Source organism: Oceanobacillus senegalensis (genome assembly GCF_900176885.1).
In the GTDB taxonomy this organism is placed as follows: Bacteria; Bacillota; Bacilli; order Bacillales; family Amphibacillaceae; genus Oceanobacillus; species Oceanobacillus senegalensis.
Genome location: NZ_LT839648.1, coordinates 148,566 through 169,480, shown reverse-complemented (window position 1 = coordinate 169,480; position 20,915 = coordinate 148,566). Strand labels below are relative to the sequence as shown.

At 37.5% G+C, this 20,915-nt stretch carries 21 protein-coding genes and 1 riboswitch; of the genes, 9 read left to right on the top strand and 12 right to left on the bottom strand.

From position 1 onward, the window contains the following. Positions 1-9: 9 nt before the first annotated feature. From CAO17_RS00930 to CAO17_RS00910, 5 genes are all read right to left on the bottom strand, one after another. Entirely contained in the window at positions 10-693 is a 684-nt protein-coding gene (locus tag CAO17_RS00930; protein ID WP_085990983.1) for a DUF3888 domain-containing protein, read from the bottom strand. Between the two features lie 270 nt (positions 694-963). After that, positions 964-1,341, bottom strand: a complete 378-nt coding sequence (locus CAO17_RS00925) for a hypothetical protein (protein ID WP_085990982.1) — start codon at positions 1,339-1,341, stop codon at positions 964-966. Positions 1,342-1,823: 482 nt separating this feature from the next. Beyond that, positions 1,824-2,102: an HU family DNA-binding protein gene (locus CAO17_RS00920; RefSeq protein WP_085990981.1), complete on the bottom strand. Its 279-nt coding sequence runs from the start codon at positions 2,100-2,102 to the stop codon at positions 1,824-1,826. Positions 2,103-2,291: 189 nt separating this feature from the next. After that, positions 2,292-2,447: an FbpB family small basic protein gene (locus tag CAO17_RS00915; RefSeq protein ID WP_085990980.1), complete on the bottom strand. Its 156-nt coding sequence runs from the start codon at positions 2,445-2,447 to the stop codon at positions 2,292-2,294. A 626-nt stretch (positions 2,448-3,073) separates the two neighbouring features. Beyond that, complete coding sequence (locus tag CAO17_RS00910; RefSeq protein ID WP_085990979.1) at positions 3,074-4,519, bottom strand: alkaline phosphatase PhoX; 1,446 nt, start codon at positions 4,517-4,519, stop codon at positions 3,074-3,076. A gap of 227 nt (positions 4,520-4,746) precedes the next feature. Between CAO17_RS00910 and tatA the strand changes: the two genes are divergently transcribed. Both tatA and tatC read left to right on the top strand, forming a co-directional pair. Beyond that, on the top strand, positions 4,747-4,947 hold the full coding sequence (gene tatA, locus CAO17_RS00905) for a twin-arginine translocase TatA/TatE family subunit (RefSeq protein WP_085994353.1): 201 nt from the start codon (positions 4,747-4,749) through the stop codon (positions 4,945-4,947). A 100-nt stretch (positions 4,948-5,047) separates the two neighbouring features. Continuing rightward, positions 5,048-5,803: a twin-arginine translocase subunit TatC gene (gene tatC, locus CAO17_RS00900; protein ID WP_085990978.1), complete on the top strand. Its 756-nt coding sequence runs from the start codon at positions 5,048-5,050 to the stop codon at positions 5,801-5,803. Positions 5,804-5,833: 30 nt separating this feature from the next. Here the strand turns inward: tatC and tenA are convergent, their stop codons facing one another. Next, positions 5,834-6,523 (bottom strand): thiaminase II, encoded by a 690-nt coding sequence (tenA, locus tag CAO17_RS00895; RefSeq protein WP_085990977.1) that lies wholly within the window; start codon positions 6,521-6,523, stop codon positions 5,834-5,836. A 106-nt stretch (positions 6,524-6,629) separates the two neighbouring features. Further along, positions 6,630-6,732, bottom strand: a riboswitch (TPP riboswitch). A 501-nt stretch (positions 6,733-7,233) separates the two neighbouring features. Between tenA and CAO17_RS00890 the strand changes: the two genes are divergently transcribed. Beyond that, positions 7,234-8,709, top strand: a complete 1,476-nt coding sequence (locus CAO17_RS00890) for an MFS transporter (protein WP_085990976.1) — start codon at positions 7,234-7,236, stop codon at positions 8,707-8,709. Between the two features lie 772 nt (positions 8,710-9,481). After that, complete coding sequence (locus tag CAO17_RS00885; RefSeq protein WP_085990975.1) at positions 9,482-9,637, top strand: DUF1540 domain-containing protein; 156 nt, start codon at positions 9,482-9,484, stop codon at positions 9,635-9,637. A gap of 288 nt (positions 9,638-9,925) precedes the next feature. On the opposite strand, the gene CAO17_RS00880 is transcribed toward CAO17_RS00885, so the two are convergent. Continuing rightward, positions 9,926-10,219: an ATP-binding cassette domain-containing protein gene (locus CAO17_RS00880; protein ID WP_425435901.1), complete on the bottom strand. Its 294-nt coding sequence runs from the start codon at positions 10,217-10,219 to the stop codon at positions 9,926-9,928. Positions 10,220-10,314: 95 nt separating this feature from the next. Beyond that, positions 10,315-10,704 (bottom strand): RbsD/FucU domain-containing protein, encoded by a 390-nt coding sequence (locus CAO17_RS21800; protein WP_085990973.1) that lies wholly within the window; start codon positions 10,702-10,704, stop codon positions 10,315-10,317. 266 nt (positions 10,705-10,970) lie between these two features. On the opposite strand from CAO17_RS21800, the gene CAO17_RS00870 reads away from it, so the two are divergent. Both CAO17_RS00870 and CAO17_RS00865 read left to right on the top strand, forming a co-directional pair. Further along, positions 10,971-11,981, top strand: a complete 1,011-nt coding sequence (locus CAO17_RS00870; RefSeq protein ID WP_085990972.1) for a DUF3231 family protein — start codon at positions 10,971-10,973, stop codon at positions 11,979-11,981. A gap of 19 nt (positions 11,982-12,000) precedes the next feature. After that, on the top strand, positions 12,001-12,486 hold the full coding sequence (locus tag CAO17_RS00865; protein ID WP_085990971.1) for a hypothetical protein: 486 nt from the start codon (positions 12,001-12,003) through the stop codon (positions 12,484-12,486). 199 nt (positions 12,487-12,685) lie between these two features. Here the strand turns inward: CAO17_RS00865 and CAO17_RS00860 are convergent, their stop codons facing one another. The 3 genes from CAO17_RS00860 to CAO17_RS00850 form a co-directional block, all read right to left on the bottom strand. Further along, entirely contained in the window at positions 12,686-13,048 is a 363-nt protein-coding gene (locus tag CAO17_RS00860; protein WP_085990970.1) for a hypothetical protein, read from the bottom strand. Positions 13,049-13,285: 237 nt separating this feature from the next. Further along, positions 13,286-14,137, bottom strand: coding sequence for an FAD synthetase family protein (locus CAO17_RS00855; RefSeq protein ID WP_085990969.1), 852 nt, complete (start codon positions 14,135-14,137; stop codon positions 13,286-13,288). A 35-nt stretch (positions 14,138-14,172) separates the two neighbouring features. Continuing rightward, positions 14,173-14,655: a flavin reductase family protein gene (locus CAO17_RS00850; RefSeq protein ID WP_085990968.1), complete on the bottom strand. Its 483-nt coding sequence runs from the start codon at positions 14,653-14,655 to the stop codon at positions 14,173-14,175. 471 nt (positions 14,656-15,126) lie between these two features. On the opposite strand from CAO17_RS00850, the gene CAO17_RS00845 reads away from it, so the two are divergent. Then, complete coding sequence (locus tag CAO17_RS00845; RefSeq protein WP_179151851.1) at positions 15,127-16,398, top strand: MFS transporter; 1,272 nt, start codon at positions 15,127-15,129, stop codon at positions 16,396-16,398. A 197-nt stretch (positions 16,399-16,595) separates the two neighbouring features. On the opposite strand, the gene CAO17_RS00840 is transcribed toward CAO17_RS00845, so the two are convergent. Next, on the bottom strand, positions 16,596-18,392 hold the full coding sequence (locus CAO17_RS00840) for a V4R domain-containing protein (protein ID WP_179151850.1): 1,797 nt from the start codon (positions 18,390-18,392) through the stop codon (positions 16,596-16,598). Positions 18,393-18,573: 181 nt separating this feature from the next. On the opposite strand from CAO17_RS00840, the gene CAO17_RS00835 reads away from it, so the two are divergent. After that, on the top strand, positions 18,574-19,467 hold the full coding sequence (locus CAO17_RS00835; RefSeq protein ID WP_085990965.1) for an alpha/beta fold hydrolase: 894 nt from the start codon (positions 18,574-18,576) through the stop codon (positions 19,465-19,467). Between the two features lie 29 nt (positions 19,468-19,496). Further along, positions 19,497-20,666, top strand: coding sequence for an acyl-CoA dehydrogenase family protein (locus CAO17_RS00830; protein ID WP_085990964.1), 1,170 nt, complete (start codon positions 19,497-19,499; stop codon positions 20,664-20,666). Positions 20,667-20,915: the final 249 nt, after the last annotated feature.

Genomic DNA, 20,915 nt, shown 5'->3' with positions numbered 1-20,915 from the left:
TAATCAAAATTACCGCAATTCCAATCCTCCCCATTCTTCTTTCGGTATATCTCGATGTCGATAATGAAGCGTCTTTACATCACTGCCATCTATTTGAAAGGTGATGGTTTCTTCGCCATATGGTGGATTGTGTGCCCCTTCAAAGGTTTGGACTTGAATGGTTAAAAGAAACGTATGGTCTTCTTCATCCTCCTCAATTTTAAGGATTTTTTCCATCCCCCTATACCAAAGCTTTGATTCTCCATAATAATTTTGTACCGCTTGACTGATTGGTTCAATAAGTCGTTCAATCAATACATCATGTAAATCTGCTTTGGATACTGGTAATCGATTAATGATTTTCCGTTTGACATCCATGATTTGCCATTCTCCGCTTTCCTGCTTTTTCACATGATAAAGTACGTTTGTCCCATCATCCTTCCACAGGTGGACATAGCCCTTATTGCCCTTTATATAAAGCCTAGGCTCATCCATCCACTCTTTTTCTCGCTCGATAATACCGAAGTATAAATGCGCGAGTGGTGTAATTTTGTAGCCAATTTGATTAAACGTACCAATCGTATGCAACTCATACCCCGACAGATCAATATCAAATTCCTCATCCAGCTTCGTACCATGTTCCTCCGCCTGCACCACAACAGGCAACAACACACACATAAAACCAATAACCATTACACGAAATAACCCTCTCATCACACTCACCTCACCTTTAGAATGACACAAACCAGGTGATTTATTAATTTATGGAAGATTTTTAGTTGAGAGAGCAGTTGGAACTGGTGGAAAATACCGCGGGATATTGCGCTAGTTGGGGGCCTTACAATATTTATCAAAAATCCAATCTTACCCTTGCTTTTATTGGAATTTCTCGATGTTAGTAGTAAACAAAAATAAAAAGCATGCCGAAACAAAGCCATGCTTCATCACACACGTCTATTCTATTTATAAAAGATATAACAAACCTCACTCCAAACGAATGGACTTCCGAAAACCCTCCAACAGTGGGAGCATTCTATCCCCGCCCACTAAAGGATACACATATGTAATTACAAGCACATGTCCATCTACCCCATAAACATAAAATCCATTCACTGGATAGGCATAGTATTGCATTTCTCCCGTTAGTCCATTTTCTTCTATCGGTGCGTTTACCAATTCCCCTTTTTCCTCATACCCTTCCGCTTCATATTTTTCTTGTAGGCTCGATACCGTGTTTCGAGATTGGTATTTTCGATGACTTCTACTGTTAGATGAAACATATCGTTTACAGAGGTATAGGTGATTGTCTGGTTTTGCACTTCGGAGCACCGAACATTTCATCCAATCGATAAGAAATGCCATAGGGTTGTAGCTGATAAGGAATCACCTTCACTTCCTCGCCCCATTCCCTCTTTCTTCCTCATGACGGTTTCCGTCGAGCCAGTGTGAAGCACTAAGGTATCCTAATCATCCCTCTCTTCCTTCGTGTTTTCCTCTCCATTTTGAGGTTCCTCTCCATCCTTGCGATGTTCTTTGTCCTCTTCCTGAACTTCCTTTTTTCGGTAACCCCTTCATCTGCACCTTCCCTATCATCATCGATTCGATCACAACCAAACAAAGCGAGACTTAAAAAAACGTGAACCCAAATATATAGATTTTTCTCAACCCATCATCCTACATAATTATTATGCTCATCCTAATTATTCTATGAAGCTAGTTCACCATCGTGCAGGTAGTCGTGGGGGGGGCATCTGGTAGAAGTTTAACTTCTAAAATGAAAGAAAAGTAATCCATCTGTAATACAGATGGATTACTTTTTATGGTTCATATTTTTTATAGTGATTTTATGCGTCTTTAACAATATCTTTAAGTGCTTTACCTGGCTTAAATGCAGGAACTTTACTTGCAGGAATGTCAATTTCCTCACCAGTCTGTGGATTTCGTCCTTTTCTCGCTGAACGTTCTCGAACCTCAAAATTTCCGAAACCTATTAGTTGAACAGTTTCACCGTTTTTCATTGATTCCATAATAGAATCTAACACAGCTCCCACTGCTTGTGTTGCGTCTTTCTTCGATAATTCACTTTTCTCTGCTACTTGATTAATTAAGTCTGTCTTATTCATTCAAAATCTCCTTCTTAACCTTATATATCGCAATAAATATTATGTCACAAGAACTTTTAGAGCACAAATTCAAACTACTTATTAGAAGATCTTGCAATAAAAAAATCACCTTCTGTCAAAAATGAGTGACAGAGGTGATTGTTTAGAAGATATAGTTTGTATTTACGGTACAAATCGTAAAAATGGTAGTTAACTAAGTGAACGTTCTTCTTTTTTCTTTTTCCCTTTTGCTGCTAGTCTTTCCTCGAATTTTTCCTCAAAACGTTCCATTAATTGTTCATCATTTAACAATTCTTCTTTATATTTATTGACCAATTCATCATAAGGGGTTACTCCTTTAAACATAAATCAGCCCTCTCCTTTCATATCAATAACTCAAAATTCATAGAGAGTATCTATGTTTTTTGAGTTTAGGTTTTTAATAATGTTATTTGTTCGTTCATTAACAATTATACAACAAATAAACACTAAATAGTCTGTCATTTTTGAACAATTTGTGAAATTTAATGGAGAGATTTGTCGATAAAGCAGTTTTTTAAGAGAATATTGCTTATGCTTATAATAGATATGATGTGTATTAACTCTATTCCATATTGGTGCAACGTTGATTCCACTACGGACAGTCGCTTTTTTTCCGCGGGTACGGCCTCAGCCTCCGTAACGGAAAACCACTTCCTACTCAGGTCTAGATACGTGCTTTTCTCGCAGGACAAGGAAGGCTTCGTCAGCGAAAAATCGTACGTAGTAAATCGGTTTTTATTTAAATAAAGAATAAAACATAAAGAATCTAATAAATCCCACCTACATTTTTGTAGATGGGATTTATGTAGTTCTTAAAAATGAATGGATGTTACGCTTACCTTTTTATCTTTCTACACATCGATGTACTCGTTATTGCTTCTTCTCGAGCACGTAGAATGAAGCGGATAGACCAGGGAAAGGCACTTCAAATCTGCCTCCTGCCTTAAAACTTACACAATTGGCATGCCATGTCGCTGTAATGCGGCAGCTTCTAGTGTGGAGATTCCTTGTACCTCTGCATAAGTAGCAAGGCTGTCGGAAATTTTTGGTCCGTAAATTTCAGGCGGTGCTGCATGTCCCATCATACGGCCTCTTGCTGCATTCCTACGTGCGAAAGGTCCCCAGATGGCTAGTGTGATTCCAGGTGATTGGATGTTTACAAATAAAGTTTTCCCATCCGGAGAAAAGGTTGGCCCGGCTAGTTCTGAGTTATTCAGTACATTTTCAGCAAAGACATAGGTTTCTCCTTCTGGTGTTAATCCAATAATTCGATCGGTACCAGGACCATCTTCCACAATCCATAAATCTCCCCATGGTGTGACGGTGACATTATCTGGGGCCTCGAGGTCATTGGTTGTCGTGGATTCATAAAAGATTTCCAATGTATTAGTAGCTGGAATATAACGATAAATTCGCCCTAATTCCTTTTCACCTGCATCCGTATCCGAAAACCAGAATACCCCATTTACAAAATGACAGCCTTCCAGACGTGAAAATTGAATACACCCTTTATTTCGTGCATCTAATGTTGGCTTTTCCGGGTCTACATCCTTCCAAACCACACCATATCGATTACCAGTGTAATAGTCACTCATTTGGTTGGAGCTCATTTCTTCAAACGCCGCAGCTTGTAGTACTCCACCCTTATGAAGGGAACCAATTTTTTGGCTTCGGTCATTTGGAAGAAAACGATAGAAATAGCTTTCTGGACCATCGTCTTCAGTCAAATAGACAATACCTGTTGCAGGATCCACATCCACCGCCTCATGGGAGAAGGAACCCATTTCTCGGATAGGCGTTCTGGATAAATTGTTTTCCGGATCATGCGGGTCGACTTCAAAAACATAGCCATGTCCGGTTTCTCGTGTTTCCTCACACGTAATCCACGTTCCCCAAGGTGTTCCTCCACCCGCACAGTTACGAATCGTACCTGCAGATGTTACATATTCCTTGTGTACTCGACGATTCGCCCCAACAATCAGCGCTGTTGTTCCGCCAGTATTCTCTTTATCGTATGGATTTTTTCCTATTACTGGGTTGTCTGTACTTCCAGTCAATTCATGGTTACGCACAAGAACCGTTGTATTATTTTTTCCCTGAAATGCTGCCATCCCATCAAACATACCTGGAATAGGCCGACCATCCGATAGCTTCTTGCCTTCCTCAGAGATAATTCGATACTGAAAGCCTTTTGGTAGATTCATCACGCCACCAGGGTCTTTTGCCAGTGGACCATATCCACCAAATGATCCCTTTCCTTTAGCAGATGCTGCCAATGCTTTATTTCCATTTCCACTTAAGGAAAGGACTCCCGTAGCTCCCAACGCTAATGTCGCCGCTGAAATCCCACTAACCTTTAAAAAATGACGTCTGTCCATATTTGATTTGTTATCCATTGAAGACTCCTCCTTTACATTTCCATCGGGGCAATTCATGGTGTATTCTATGAACCTCTATTATTAGACTAACAATGGAAAGTTAAGGTAATAATAATAGACTGTAAATATTTGTTAAATTCTAGTAATGGTCGATAAATTTACTAGAAAATCATGTTAGAATACGTTTAGAAATGGATGATACTTCCTTTCATCTATAGTCAGTACAGTTTAAAAGGATGGTGAATATATTGGCAACGATAGGCATTCCAGGATTAATTTTAATTTTAATCATTGCCTTAGTTATTTTCGGACCAAAGAAGCTACCGGAAATTGGCAAGGCGACTGGACAAACACTAAAGGAATTTAAAAGTGCTGCGGATGACCTAACAAAGGAGGAGGTAGAGGACAATAAACCGCAGACGGATAAGGTAGAGAAAAATACCTGATACTATAACATTTACGCCGTCAAAAATATCTCATGATTATAAGATGTAGGGGCAACCTTACATCTTCCTTTATGAATAGGAAAGGATGTGGAATTAAACAATGAAGTTAAAGTGGGGTTCTAAGAAGATGAATGAGATGGATGTGGTCGGACACTTAACGGAATTACGAAATCGTCTCATCGTTACATTCAGCTTATTCATACTGTTTTTTATCGCTGGATTTATTTTTGTAGAGGATCTTTATGCTTTTTTTATGGATGATATTGATATGGAATTAATGGTTATCAGTCCATCCGAAATTATCTGGATTTATTTTCGAATGGCGGGATTAGTCGCTATTGCTGGAATCATTCCTGTACTCGCCTATGAGATATGGGCATTTGTTAAACCAGCTCTCACCGCCCATGAACGAAAAATTTCACTGTCCTATATCCCTTTTCTATTTCTATTATTTCTTGGAGGTCTCGCATTTGGCTATACGATGTTTATACACCTGATTTTTCCTTTTATTCTATCGTTTTCAGGGGGCTTATTTAAGGTAATGTTAACCGTGGGAGGATATTTTACTTTTTTATTCCGGATTACCCTACCATTCGCTATTTTATTCGAATTGCCAGTCATCACGATGTTCTTAACCACGCTTGGAATTCTGACACCGGATTATATGATAAAAATAAGAAAATACGCTTATTTTATCTTAATCATCATCTGCACGATGCTAACGCCACCAGATTTTATTATGCCGATTATCGTTTCCCTACCGCTAATACTGCTATATGAAGTCAGCATCCATTTATCCAAAATCGTAATGAAAAAGCGGGACGCAGGTTCAGGTTCCTTGACCCAAAGCCAATGACCTTTCCCCTCGTCCCTCTGCCCCCTCACACTAAATAGACGTTTCTACATGTTCCTTTTTCGACAACCATGTTTCAAAGGTATAGGACATCTCCCAGAATGCTAGTTCATATTCTTTTGCTATCACAAACTGCTCTTTGATTTTCTCTCTTTCTGCCGCGCTGGACTGGTCTGCCAAGTTATCGAGCAGATCAATCATTTCCTGTGTAGATTCCTGGAACGGCTCACTAGCATACATATTCAGCCAGTTTTGATAGATTTTTTCTCCAGGTTTAGCATCCTTATATTTCCTACCAATGTCCGCATATAGCCAATAACATGGAAGCATGGCAGCGACAATCTGAGGTAGACTTCCCGATAATGCGGCCCGATATAAATGGGATGTATAAGCATAGGCCGTTGGTGCCGGTTGGAAATTCTCCACTTCTTCCTCCGAAATCCCTAAAATTTCGGCATGCTCCTTATGCACCGTCAATTCTGCTTCAGCAGTCTTTTTCGCTTTTTCTGCAAGAGTTGCTGAAACGTGAAAATCATCGGCATGTGCTGCTGCAAAAGCATGCACTTTCCCGTAATGCTTTAAATAATAGATGTCCTGCAAAATGTAGTTTTTAAATGTTTCCAGTGGTAAGTCACCTTTGACAATACCTTGAACAAACGGATGGTTCATGCTCAGCTCCCAGCTATCTTTGGTTGCTTCTTTTAATTCTTCTGTAAAACGCAAAAAAATTCCTCCCCTTTTTTCGTTTCCGTCTATGGAGGAGGAAATGGATACACGCCTTGTTCAACTATTATTCGAATAGTCTTTATTGGTTCTATTCCATGATAGCATCAGCGCTCTTCCACTTCCCTCCGCTGGTATTAACCAGATCAGGTTCAAAGGGATCAAGAAATCCATCTTGTCTCAGCCTACAGGCACCCCTAGCAGAAACGTATTTAATTTTACAAATTTACCATAACATACCTACCAATATTTTCAAGGGACCAAAGACAGGTGTTGGTGTCAAGATTTTCTCGAAATAGTCACATTAGATGAAACGCTAGAAGTCGATAATCAGCTTAATATAAAATCCTAACTTTTTGGGGGAACATCAAAAGTATTTGTGAATGTTTTTTATAAAATTTAATGGATAATGCGATAACCCCCATTGTAACGGTATTTACTTAAAAATTAATTTTAAATAAATTATCAAAATAATTGACATTTTTCTCCTTTTCCCCTACTGTTGTTTTGAAAATAAATCAGCGGTGGTGGGGTTTTCTTCATGTCGATACGGTAAACAGGCTTTTCAAAAAATAAAAGTGATTTTAGTGACCGAATAAAAATGGAAATAACAACAATTGTTGGGTATATGGTGGTGTCTAATACAAAAAATTAATATACATTTCAACGAGTCAGGATTAAATAAGGAATAGTTGAGAGGAGAAAATTAGTTGGCTAAAAAGAAAAAACAACGAAAAAATAAAGTGCAACGCCTAAATAAGGATGATATAACAGTTGTTGACACACAATTAGCGAAGAAATCAGTTGTGGCAACGGCAATTGGTAACGCAATGGAATGGTTTGATTTTGGTATTTATTCCTATCTCGCTGTTGTTCTGGGTGCATTGTTTTTCCCTGAGTTCAGTGGTCCATTACAATTAGTGTTCAGTTTTGCTACATTTGCAGTTGCCTTCTTAGTTCGCCCATTTGGTGGATTGTTTTTTGGAATGCTGGGTGACCGTATAGGACGAAAAAAAGTACTGGCTATTACGTTAATCATTATGGCGATTGCCACACTTTGTATTGGCCTGCTTCCTACCTATTCTTCAATTGGCATAGCCGCACCTATATTATTGCTTGTTGCTAGATTAGTTCAGGGTTTTTCGGCAGGTGGAGAGTATTCTGGTGCAATGACTTTCATTGCAGAGTCAACGGCTGATAAGAAACGTGGATTTTTATCGAGCGGCCTTGAGGTAGGTACTTTAGTGGGGTACATTACTGGTGCGGGAATTGTTACACTATTAACATTTGTACTAGGATCGGAAACCATGCATGAGTGGGGATGGCGAATCCCATTCATCATAGCTGCACCTATTGGGATCATTGGACTTTATCTCCGTAACAATTTGGAAGAAACACCAGCTTTTGAATCCAAAGATACGGAAGAAGAGGACGATAATAAACCAACAGCATCCCTAAAAAATATTTTCGTATATCATCGCAGGTCATTACTCATTGGTTTAGGGTTAGTTTCTTTTTATAATACTGTCTACTACGTGATTTTAACTTATATGCCTTCCCATTTAAATGCTGTACTTGGTTATGGGGATACAAAGGGACTGTTACTAATATTGGTTGTAATGGTCATTATGATTCCATTTGTCTTAATGGCAGGGTATTTTAGTGACAGGATTGGAAATAAGCGGGTTATTATGTTTGGTTTAATTGGTATGATTATTTTGTCAGTCCCGTCCTTTTTATTAATTGGAAGCGGTAATAATTGGCTGGTCTTCTTTGGTTTAATGATATTGGGTGCTTTGCTTGCATCTTTTCAGGGTGTCATGCCATCATTATTGCCTTCACTCTATTTTACGGAAGTACGATATGGATCATTGGCCATTACGTATAATATAGCTACATCCGTATTTGGTGGTACTGCTCCATTGGTTGTTTCATGGTTAATCAGTGCAACAATGAGCAGGATGGTTCCAGCGTACTATATTATCTTTGCTTCCATTCTCGGCATCATTATTGTTGCATTTTTTGTTGTTGAAACTTCGGGGAAATCACTCAGAGGTCAGCCGCCTGCTGTAGAGGAAAAGCATGAAATCAAGGGTATTTTAGAGAATCCTGAAGAAGCTTTATGGTGGAGAGAGGAAAAAAGTGAAATTACAGAAAGAAAAGATAATCTTAATAATGAAGAATAAGTAAAGGCGTGGGACGCGGGGTCAGGTGCATTGACCCCGTGTCCCTCATACTTAATAGACGTCGTACCTTTTCGACCAATCATTTTTCAGAGGTATATGACATCTCCCAGAATACTAGTTCATATTCTTTTGCTATGATAAACGGTTCTTTCAATTACGGTTACTAACGGTAACCATCATCTAAATCTCACAGACGATGGAGACAGTGCTACATACATCCATTTTTTCCCCATATTGGAATCGTCCATCCTCCTAATACTAATGTGAATCTCCAATCAGGAGTTTACCTAACTGCCTGACTCCCACCAAATATTTTTGAGGTATCTCGAATTCTTCTCGCTAAGTTTCTTACAGCCAGTTAATCACGTGATAGAGAGTAGAAAATCCAGTTTTAGATGTTTCATCAAAAAAATAAAAGTGACTAGAAATAATATTAGTGTAGGTGCTAGGTTGGAAACATCTTATGTAAATGATCGGTTGAAAAAGCATGTGAATCCGCTGAGTTCATAAATAAATCCTGTAACTATGTAATTCAGAATCAATGGGACATGTTTGTAGTGCACCCCAAAAGGAGTTAGGAAGATATTATTACATTTCCAGAAAAATATCGACAATTTCTCGGGAAATATTCATTCTTTTTGCCGAACGCTGGGTGGAGCATAAGTGAAGCAGCAAATAGCATGGGGGAAACTCACTCTTACCTCTTCCACTTATCCACCCTGTATCAAAAATTTTATATTAGTGAATGATATTATAGAGGAGGTGAGATACGATGGCTCAAGATGTTCTATGTGAAGTTAATAGCTGTAAGTATTGGGGACCCGGGAATAAATGTCATGCTAAATCTATATATGTAGTTAGTCATAAGGGAAAAAAGGCAGCCAATAGTGAGGAAACAGACTGCAAAACATTTGAACCAAAAATTTAAAGGCTAGAGACAGAGGGGGTACTTCAATCGAGGGACGCGGTGCCAGGTTACTTTATCTGGTGCCAATAACCTTCCCCTTCTTCCCTCTACCCTTGCAAGAAATATGATAAACAGTTCTCAAAATAACTAAGATTTCACAGACAACCGAGACAGTGCTATATACATCATTTTTCCCCGTATAGGACGTCCACCCCCCCCCCAATAATAAGTTCTAACTTTCGGAGTATGTAGAGGTTATTAAGATAGTTCCTATCACTTGTACTGATTTTACAAAATGAGAAAAACGTTTTACAATGAATGCAAACGCTTACAAGTTGAACACTTTCCTTTTTTGGTAAGATTTATTTTTGAAAAATTGACTGATCCACTTTGCTTTTTACGATAGTCGAATATGGTTTCCATTACTTCTGTTCGTCCTGCCCCCATTAATCCAGCTACACCAAGTATTTCCCCTTGTTTGACCTTAAAGCTAACATTTTGAAAGCCCCCTTTGGATGCCAGATTGTCTACCTCAAATAGGACATCACCAATCGCGTTATTTTTCTCATGGTAACGTTCACCAAGCTCACGGTCCACCATCATTTTCACGATATTTTCGAAAGTCGAAATCCACATCTTTTAGTACTTGGTTACCGGAAAATGATTTGCTAATTTGGCTCATTTCTATAATAGGTATTTCAGCCAATTACACTCACCTCAATTCCTTTAAAATATAACGCCTGTTGCAAGATGACATTTGCAAATGGGGTCGCTTCCCCTGTTCGAATAATTGCTTTCATATTCTTTAGCTTCGTTTTCAGTTCTTCATGAGAGATATATTCTACCGGAATCCCGGAATGCGCTTTCATTAATCTCGTATTTAATGAACCATTCCCTGTTTCAATGAACGTTTCAAGCGCTTTCTCTTTTTGCCGGAAAATATAGGTGAGCGCCCTACAATCACTGCTCGATATGGTTTTGTTGTAACCAGAGAAAGTGCACGTTACCAATTTGAGGAATCTTCCTATCACTTCAACAGACCGTAGCACGGTTACATAAATGACAGCAATACCGCTACGTTCGTACATTTTCTGAAAAACATCGACAATTTCCCTGGAAATTTTTAATCTTAGTTGTCGAACGATGATTCCGGATGCTCAGTAGGGATTGGGACAGTTCTTATTGCATTTTGTAGAATTATGGATAAATAATAAAACTGTTAGGAGAGCACCTTACCCACTATCAATATTCTTTATTAACCCCCACTGTCCCTAAAGTTCAATACCGCATAAATTACATTTAATGATAAAGAATAACCAGCAAGGAAGTTATTCAATAGTGGAGGTTTTTAAAAGTGGAACAGGAAAAACAAGTAAAACTGACATCAGGGGAAATAACACAGCTATTTAATCAATACACGCAAGATAGTGCAAGTGTATGTATGCTAAGCTATTTCCGTGAAAAAGCTGAGGATACAGAAATAAAGACTGTAATTGAGCATTCTTTGAAGTTATCTCAAGCACATTTAAAGAAAATCAATACGATACTTACGGAGGAGAAACATAAAGTCCCTCATGGATTAAAAGTCGAGGAAGATGTTGATTTAACCGCCCCAAGATTATACGCTGACAGTTATGCATTAACATTTGTACACCAAATGAGCTCAATAGGACTTACAACATATGGATCTAGCTTATCCTTTGCCGTGAGATCAGACATTACCGCCTTCTATAAAGAATGTCTATCAGAGACCATAGAATTATACGAGATGGCAAAAGACTTATTGTTATCAAAGGGGTTATATATAAGGCCACCATACTTTCCCACTCACGATGAAGCAGACTTTGTAAAGAAGCAAGGCTTTATATGGGATATTTTAGGCGAAAAAAGATCTTTAATAGGAACAGAAGTGACTAACCTTTATGCTAATATCCAAAGAAATGCTTTAGGAACAGCTTTATTAACTGGATTTAGTCAAGTTGCCCAATCGAAGGATGTCAAGAAATTCCTTACAAGAGGAATAGAAATTGGAAAAAAGCATATTAGATTATTTAGTGAAAAATTAAAAGAAGGTAATCTCCCCGTACCTATGACATGGGATGCAGATATAACCAAAAGTACAGCCTATACATTTTCTGATAAATTATTAATGTATTATACAACAACTTTAATTTCTTTGAGTATTGGCTTTTATGGTACTGCTATTGCCCAAAGTCCTAGGATGGATTTGGGAGGGATGTATAACAGATTATCAGTCGAGATACAGAAATTTTCAGAGGACGGAGCTAATATTATGATTAAAAATAAATGGCTTGAACAGCCTCCTATGGCTCCAAATCGTACAGATTTAGCTAAAAAGAATTAAGGCGGGCTAATGAAATGACATGGCAGATAAAAATGCAACTGGAAAACTTATATGGAGCATCGCAATACCTGGTTTTGGCCAATTATTAAACGGAAAATATATCAAAGGAATTGTATTGATTTCCTTAGAGTTTTTGGTCAATGTTCAAGGAAATTTAAACGAGGTCATACTTCTAAGTTTTCAGGGGGAAATTTTAAAAGCGAGTCAACAGGCTGATTACCAATGGGTTATGTTTTATCCATGCTTGTATATTTTTACAATATGGGACGCCTTTAAAGATGCAGGTGGAGGGAAAAAACCTTATTCGTTTTTACCATTCGTATTTTGTGCCTATTTTGTGACTGTGGGAACTATCTTTTCGTCTAAACTAACTATATTCGGTATATTCCTCGGACCAATTTGGCTTCCAATATTAAGTATAATTCCAGGTTTGCTTATAGGGTTTCTATTACAAAAGTTCATAAGGCGGCTTTCCTACAAAACACAGAAAACATACACTAAGTAAAATTCGACATAAAGAAAGCCGATATTCCCCACGCTAATGGAATATTGAGTATTTACTTTTATTTTTATGAATGCTTAATAAATTTACTCCCTAAATATAAAAATCACCTTCTGTCATAAATGAATAACAGAGGTGATTTTTTTGAAAAAAGATAGTTTGTAATCATTACATAAATAAATTCTCATTAAGGGTCATACAGTTAGTTATTACTACTTTTGGATGAAACTATCCAAAGAGCTATAACCAAAACAACTCCAGCGATGACTTGAATGGTTGGACTTCCAATCATAATGATCTCCGATATTTTAAGGAAGCCTTCTCCTAAAGGGGTAAATGGTAATATCGACATCGTTATAATATAGAAAGAAGGCAATACAATCGCCGTAAACTTTACCCAATCAAATGACCATTGTTTCTTTTGCTTCCTTTCTATAATCAACGTGGGTAATCTAAGTAAGAGTCCGATAACAATCGGAAATATGGATCCAAATAATACAACAGGCATGATTTCAAAATTCATACTTGCTTCCCTTTCTAATCGAACCTGAAAATTAATCCCCAAATAAATGATAAATCCAATACCAACAGTCCAACCGAAATAATATAAGAACCTCTTAATAAAGTTAGCCCCCCTTGAAGATAACTATCCTTACCTATATATACGTGTAATACAGCTAAATATTTCAATTAACAAGAAGCAAGGGGGGCTTCTCTTTGGATTCCGTCACCAAAAATAAAAACAGACTGAGTGCCAACACACACAGTCTAACACCCGCAGAAAAAAGCGGTTAAAAGAAATCTAATTAGTAACAGGAACATATCCGAACTTGTGGGACATTGTACCTAGCCCCACGTCCCCTATTTTATGGGACCAAATTATATCTAAACGCTCATTCAGTGGGAATGTTCTTTTCATGTTGTCGGTTAAATAAATTCCATTTCGACTAGCAGGAATAAATACCTCTGTTTCTCGTATTTTCCCTTTCCTTTTTACAGATACCTTATAATAGCCTGCTGCAGGAAGCATATAATATGGCGCTAATTGAAAGCTCTCTCCATCCCAATATCCTTCCGTTTCGTAAAACCTGCCGAGAATATTCGCTAACTGTCCTACTTCACCTGCTGCTATAAGTTCACGTATCCACGTTGAGCTCATCTTTTTTCCATATAAATCGACCTTGCCCACTTTTGTGACGTCAATTTGATTTGCAGAATCACTTTTAAGACGGTCAATATTGCCTTTTCCCCGATATCCATAAGAAAAATCAAACCCCGCTACAGCATGAACAACTCCCAGATCAAGCAGATAGCTAGTTACGAACTGTTTTGGAAGAAGGGAAAGAAAATCCTTATCAAATTTCACTATATAGAACGTATCAACACCCAGGTATTCTAAAATAGAAGCCTTTTTAGAAAGTGGCATTAGGTAGTCAAAATCGGCATTGTCATTGGATAGAACGGTTTTTGGGTGTGGAAAAAAGCTCATGACAGAAAAGGAAACCTTTTTTTCTTTTGCTAATTCACCTGCTGTCTGAATGACTTGTTTATGACCTTTATGAAGTCCATCAAAAAACCCTAGTGCCATGACATTCGATGTGGAACGATTTTGCCAGTATTCCAAATTACTGGAATCTAAATAGATTGTTTTCATAAGGATTTTCTCACCCCTTTTTGTTTCGTTTGTTTTTAATTAGAATTGGAAACTAATTCTTTCTCTAATGTTTGATATTTTCCTTTAAAGAAAATTAGCGGATTCCCTTCTGCTAAATGAACATCTGTTACTTGACCGATGAAAAGGGTATGATCCCCTTCTACGTATGCAGATTTCACGTCACAGGCAACTTGTGCAAGTGCGCCTGGAATAACAGGTTTTCCGTCTAGATAATCAAATTCAACTTCTTGTTCACTCATGATTTGCCCCGCAAAAATCATCGATAAATCTTGTTGTTCTTCAGCAAGAATATTCACAGAAAAATGCCCACTTTCCTTAATTTTTGCTAACATTTGCGCATCTTCTTTTAACGAGATAATAACGAGTTTTGGATCCAAAGATTGTGACATAAAAGCGTTTGCTGTCATTCCATGTGTAATTCCATTTGCCTCCGTTGTAATTACCGTAACCCCTGTTGCAAAACTTCCCATTGCATTTCTGAATAAACGATCTTCCATTTTTGTGTCCCCCCATTTTCTTTGAAACTTATTTCGATTATAGAAAAACAACAAAAAATTTATAATTACTCTTATTATTGAAAAAACCACTAAAAAAAATAAAATTTATGGAAATCTACAAATCAACTTTTCACTATTTCTACGCTAAAAATAATGAAAAATCTATATATATCAACATTTCTTGACTATTTAACATGATTAAAAAAACATTATTAAATCTTACTTTAAATGTTAGAAAAGTATTTTTATTCAATAAATTGGACTTGTCAAAGAAAATTTATTCATTTAATATCTGATTCAAGCAACAAGCAGATGCACATTTCCAATTCTTCTGTTAACTTTTCGGTATTTGAGGAGTTACATCTACCTAAAAAAAGAAAGGAGGAACCACTTTTGTTTTAGTATTGTAAGCGTTATCTTTCAACGGTTGTTTAAAGTTTAAAGAGGGAAAAAATGGAGGAGGTTTTTTTATTGAAGTGGGTTGTTTTAGTAATGCTCTTCTCGATATCTGTATTAAACTATACAGATAAAAGTATTTATGGGTTAGCAGCTGAGCCGATTATGAGTGGGTTAGATATAAGTTATGAACAATTCGGTTTACCTAGCAGTAGTTTCTTCTTTGCCTACGCAATCGGTAGTATAATAATTGGTTCTCTAACTTACCGGTTCAATACAAAGTATTTATTAATCATGATTGCTCTTGGTTGGACAGTTTCCCTGACAGGTGCTTATTTAGTGGAAAGCTTTACTGGATTAATCGTTATTCGTACTGTACTAGGTTTTTTTGAAGGTGGAACCTATGGACTATGTGTAGCACACATTTCTAAATGGTTTGCAAGTGAGTCACGTGGTCTGGCAATTGCGCTTATGACATCTGGTACAACAGTAGGTACGTATGTATTTGCACCAGTCCTTGTCATATTATTAGCTAATTTTGGTTGGAAACATTCCTTTGCTACTTTAGGAGCAGCTAGTTTAGTTTGGGCAATTATTTTCCTTTTCTTAAAAGAAAGGCCCAAAGAACCAATTGTTGAGTCTGTTCAGGATCAACCAACCAAACAGAATAACGCGGAATTTAAAGATGTTATTAAAATTGTATTAAACCCTTTCATCCTCTCTGTTATAGCAGTAGGATTTGTAGGAATGTGGATTATTACTTGGGTCGTTACTTGGGCACCAATTTATTTAACACAAATTGTTGGACTAGAATCACAGAACATGGGAACGGTTATGGCGGGAATAGGGATTTCAGGGATATTCGTTGCTATTGGTATCGGTAAACTTGCTGATTTCCTTTTCAAAAGGAAAAAAAGTATTGACAAATCCTATACTGCCGTCTTAATTTCCATTTTACTTATAAGTGCTATCTCTTTTGGAATGACGACAATTTTCACTACACCGATTTTAGCCGTTCCTTTACTAGGGTTAGGATTAGTGCTTAATGCATGTTTACTTCCACTTTTTACAACAATTAATTCAATAATAGTACCTAAAAACTTAATTGGAACCATCTCAGGTTTTACTTTAGCTATCAATGCTTTAGCGGCCGTTATTGGACCTGCTCTAACTGGTTATTTAGTATCTAATGTTGGTGATAGCACTCGAATTGGTTTTAACACAGGTGTATTAATAATAAGTGTATTATGTGCACTATGTGGACTAATGCTATTATTTACAAGCAAACGTAAAGTTTTAGTGAGCCAACCAGATGCACAAACAGCAGCAACCGTGGATGTCGAATAGCTATCGTTAAAATGTGATTCCTCTAGAATTTCAATAATGAAGGCTAGAAGACTCCATCCTAGTACGTAACTAGGGTGGAGTCTTCTAGCCTTTTGTAATGATTTCATTAGCTTAACATCACACGAAGAAAAGCCGCCCACGTAAAGCACAGTGTATTTCCGCTTCTGTACTTTTGCTCTGGACGACAGCTCGAAAATCTAACTATCAAACTCCAATTCGCCTACTAAAATAAGAGCCTGAATAATGAGCAAGATATGTGCGGCTACTGGTGCATTTTTCAAACTTCCATGTAATAATTCTTCTATTTTTTTTATTCGGTATTGGATCCCTCCGATAGACAAATGTAAATAATCCATCGTTTCTTTAATGCGTTGTCCATTCATTAAATAAATATATAGGGTATGGAGCAGTTCCTTTTTTCGTTTATTTTTAAAGTCATATAAACCCTTTAGTGTCTTTTTCGCCATATTATGAATTTGTTCCAAACTCATACCAGATAATACATCACCTATCATCCCTAATTCTTCGTATTCGGTTAGGGCCTGTTTATTAGGAAACCGTTGTGCGACACGTGCTTCACTTAATGCCTGTTTAAAATCAGTTAACTCTGTAAACATACGACTCAAGCCTAAAGAATAGGAGTAACCAGGATTTTGTTGAGACATTTTTTTTAAGAACTTTTTACAGACCGTTTGGAATTTTCTTTGCTCATCATGATGAGAGTTTACTAAGATTATTTCATCTCCAATCACCGCGAGAATGGTAGATAAATTCAATGTTTCAACCAACTTCGAAAGTTGCATGAGTTGTTGCTGATAATCAATAAGTTCCGTATCTGTTTCGACATTCTCTAATTGTAGCACCGCAGTTGAAAAAGGAAGTTGAAATGGAAATGGCAAAAATTTAAAACTAGATTCAATGGATTTTATATTTGGATTATGCATTAGCCGCTCCACAATTGAATTTCGCATACGTTGCTGTTCCCCGAATTGAGCTTCTTCATACAACATACATAGGGCAACAACATTGGAGACTTTTTCTAAAAACAAATAATCGGTCTTTTCCATTTCTTTAGGTGAAAAGTAAATTAGAGAACAAGTTGCATAATTTTTTTTATTAATTACGACAGGTGAAACTACTTTAAAATAGTCATCCCCTTCGTAATGCCCCACGTTTATATCTCTTTTATACTCTATTAAGCTTGCTGGATTTTTTTGAATATGCTTTTGATGATCTTCATCCAGTCCACTTTGCTTTAATAGATTACCATGAAGGTCTTCTACGACAATGGGGATTTGCAGCAAGCGGTAGGCCTCTTCAACAAGTTCTTCCATCGTATATTTTTCCGTGACATTCTGCGTTAGTTGCGTTTGAAAGACAGAGAGTTTCTCCAGTAATAGTTTATGATGTAGCAACGCATCGTAGGTCATTTCTAATTCCGATAAAATATTATCATTTTGGTAGAGGGAAATAAGCTCTCCTTTTTCCGGTAACCAGTCCTTCTCTAAACGAATTTCAAATTCACAACAATCATCCCCTTTTGCCACACATTTGGTTTCTACAGCAATAATGGATTCACCGAACTCATACGACAGGGCTCCACTGGCAAATCCACAAAGTGTGTGGCAAACAGGCTCCGTTGCTAACCTCCCACTTTTTACATATAATTCCGCTTCAAATGACTTAATCCACTTTCCTCCTGTATTCAAGCATTCAATGGATCCATCTGGATGTCGAATGATTTCTCCTTCAAATTTCACATCCTGAACATGGCCTAATTTTGTATGCATTTTTCCGACTTTTCGTTTCTTAGATAATTTTTCGGTATTATTTTTAGCGCGTTCCATGCCAAACTCTTTCCCAAAACGGAATAAAAATCCCTTTGTTTTATACGATCCTATATTTTTTTCCAAATTATTATTTAGTGTAAGAAATGCATTAGTTGACATTAAAATACTTGTTGAATCTGACTTATCGAAGACTACATCATTCATAAACATTCCCCCCTATTCTGACAGTGTTTATATTTATAATACTTAAAGGAAAATTAACATTCAATAATTTTATAAACATTTTGACTATTTTTCCATAAAAAGTGATATTATGTTCTGAAAAATACGATTGTACAATGTACCTATAAATAAAAGATATTACATTTTTTGGAGGTACGATTTCATGACAATGTTTGAAGGTTTTCATAATAGTTGGGTATTAGCTAATGGGGTTCGAACACATTATTCTTGGGCAGGCACAGAAGGACCTGCAGTTATCCTATTACACGGGGCCGGCCCTGGAGCTTGCGGGGCAGCTGGATGGCGCTTGATGCTACCAGCATTAGCAGAAGCAGGATTTCGTGCATATGCACCAGATCAGTTATCCATGGGATTCACGGATACACGTGAACATGCATGGCCAGTAAAGGGACATCAAAGTTTAGTAGACCATGTGCATGATTTTATTGAAGCCCTTTGCTTGGATGAGGTTTATTTGGTAGGGAACTCACAAGGTGCCTATGTTGCTGCAAAATATGCTATTGATCATCCAGAAAAGGTGAACAAAATCGTCTATATCGGTAGTAATACGATTTATCAAGCAATGCAAGAAACACCGCTTAGAAAAATGCGATCCTTCCTAGAAGTCATTGGGTATGATTACACCGAAAAATCCTTACGTAACTTTATGACACGTAATATGGCAGAAGGTACAGAGGTGCCAGAAGAACTAATTCAACTACGCCATCGCGCCGCAAATCGAGAAGGTGTTAAAGAGGCTAATGAGGCATTCGGTGCCTACCTAGAAAAAATGAATAATGAACCAAAGCTGTGGGATCGGTATTCCTTAAAAGATTCACTGCCTAAATTGAAAATTCCTAGCAAATTCATTTGGGGGAAACAAGATAAAGTGGCACCAGTTGAAACTGGTTATAAGTTAGATGCCATGCTACCGGAAGTGGAATTCGAATACTTAGACAACTGTGGACATCAATGCCAAACTGATCAACCGGAAATAGTCAATCAAATGGTTGCCGACTTTTTTTCCTCTGAAGTAAGAGAAACGGTTGCCAAATAATAGGAATAAGAAAATGAAAGGGTGGTTCTATGGTACTTGTTAAAAATAAAACTTCACTTTATGAAGAGATAATGGAAAAAGGAAAACGTATTGGACAATTAGCTGAAAAAGAGGCGGAACAAGCGGATTTAAATGCAACCGTCTCCACTAATGTAGCAGATGCGATTCGCACGGAGGAAATTCATCGTTTGCTGTTGCCGAAAGATTATGGGTATCCACAATTAGATTGGAAAACGTATGTAGACTTTATTGGTACAGTAGGCTATCACAATTTATCAGCTGCTTGGCTTACATGCTTCTTTTCTCTACACAATGCTTGGGTATCTTATTTGCCTAAACCATTACGTGATGAGGTCGTTGAATCAGATGGATTTGTTGCAGACGTATTTGCTCCCATCGGAAAAGTAGAAGCTTGTGACGGTGGATATCGCGTTTCAGGAACGTATCATTTTGTAAGCGGTATTAACTATTCAGAATGGGTTGGTGTCGGTGCGTTCATGCAATTTGAGGATGCGGACAAACCAGAACGTGTTGGAATTTGCTTAAATGTAAATGACCTAGAGATCCAAGAAAACTGGAATTCTCTTGGATTACGTGGCTCAGGAAGTAATACGTTGATTGTGGATAATGTATTTGTCAAACCAGAAGCAATCTTACGCTTTAATAAAATCATTGAATGTAGCCAGCCACCAGAAGAAGATTTTGACCAAGATTATCTATACTACAATACCCCTTTCTATCCTGGATTTTATGTTGGTTTTGCTGCGATGGCAGTTGGTGGCGCCCATCGTGTCATCGATGAATTCACTAAACACACGGCTGGTCGTGTACGTTTTTCCGGTGTGAAAGAAAATGAATCACCATCCAGCCAGCGCGTCCTTGCAGAGCTAAGCATGGAAATGGAAGCGGTAGATGCTCTTATGAATCAATATATTGCCTTAATGGAGCGTGACAAAGGCGGACCATATGAAGGAGCCCGTTACAAAGCCATTCGCGCATCGATTATTGACAAATGTGTTCACATCGGTGTGAAAAGCTTACTGACACTTGGCGGTCATGCATTATTAAAAGGCCATCCTGTTGAACTTTTCACACGTGACTTGATGGCAATCGCTACTCATATCACTTCCCTTTATGAGGATGCTGTAACCGGATATGGAAGACACCTATTCGGCATCGACACAGGAATTCAAGGTTAAGACCTTTTAAACGTAGGCTGTTTTCTTATACTTTGTTGGTTTTAGTGTTGCGGTGGAAGGATTGTGTGATGCAACTAATGAAGTTTATTAGTGCACGTCGATGTAACTTTACTTATTAGCTTAATACTTATAGAACAATAATGTTTGTTGATACACGTTAATTTCCACTGCGGGCAGTTTCAAGAAGTCGATTGGTCTTCCTACATTAACCATAGCTGAAATAATAATAGAAGATTATGCTCAAAATTA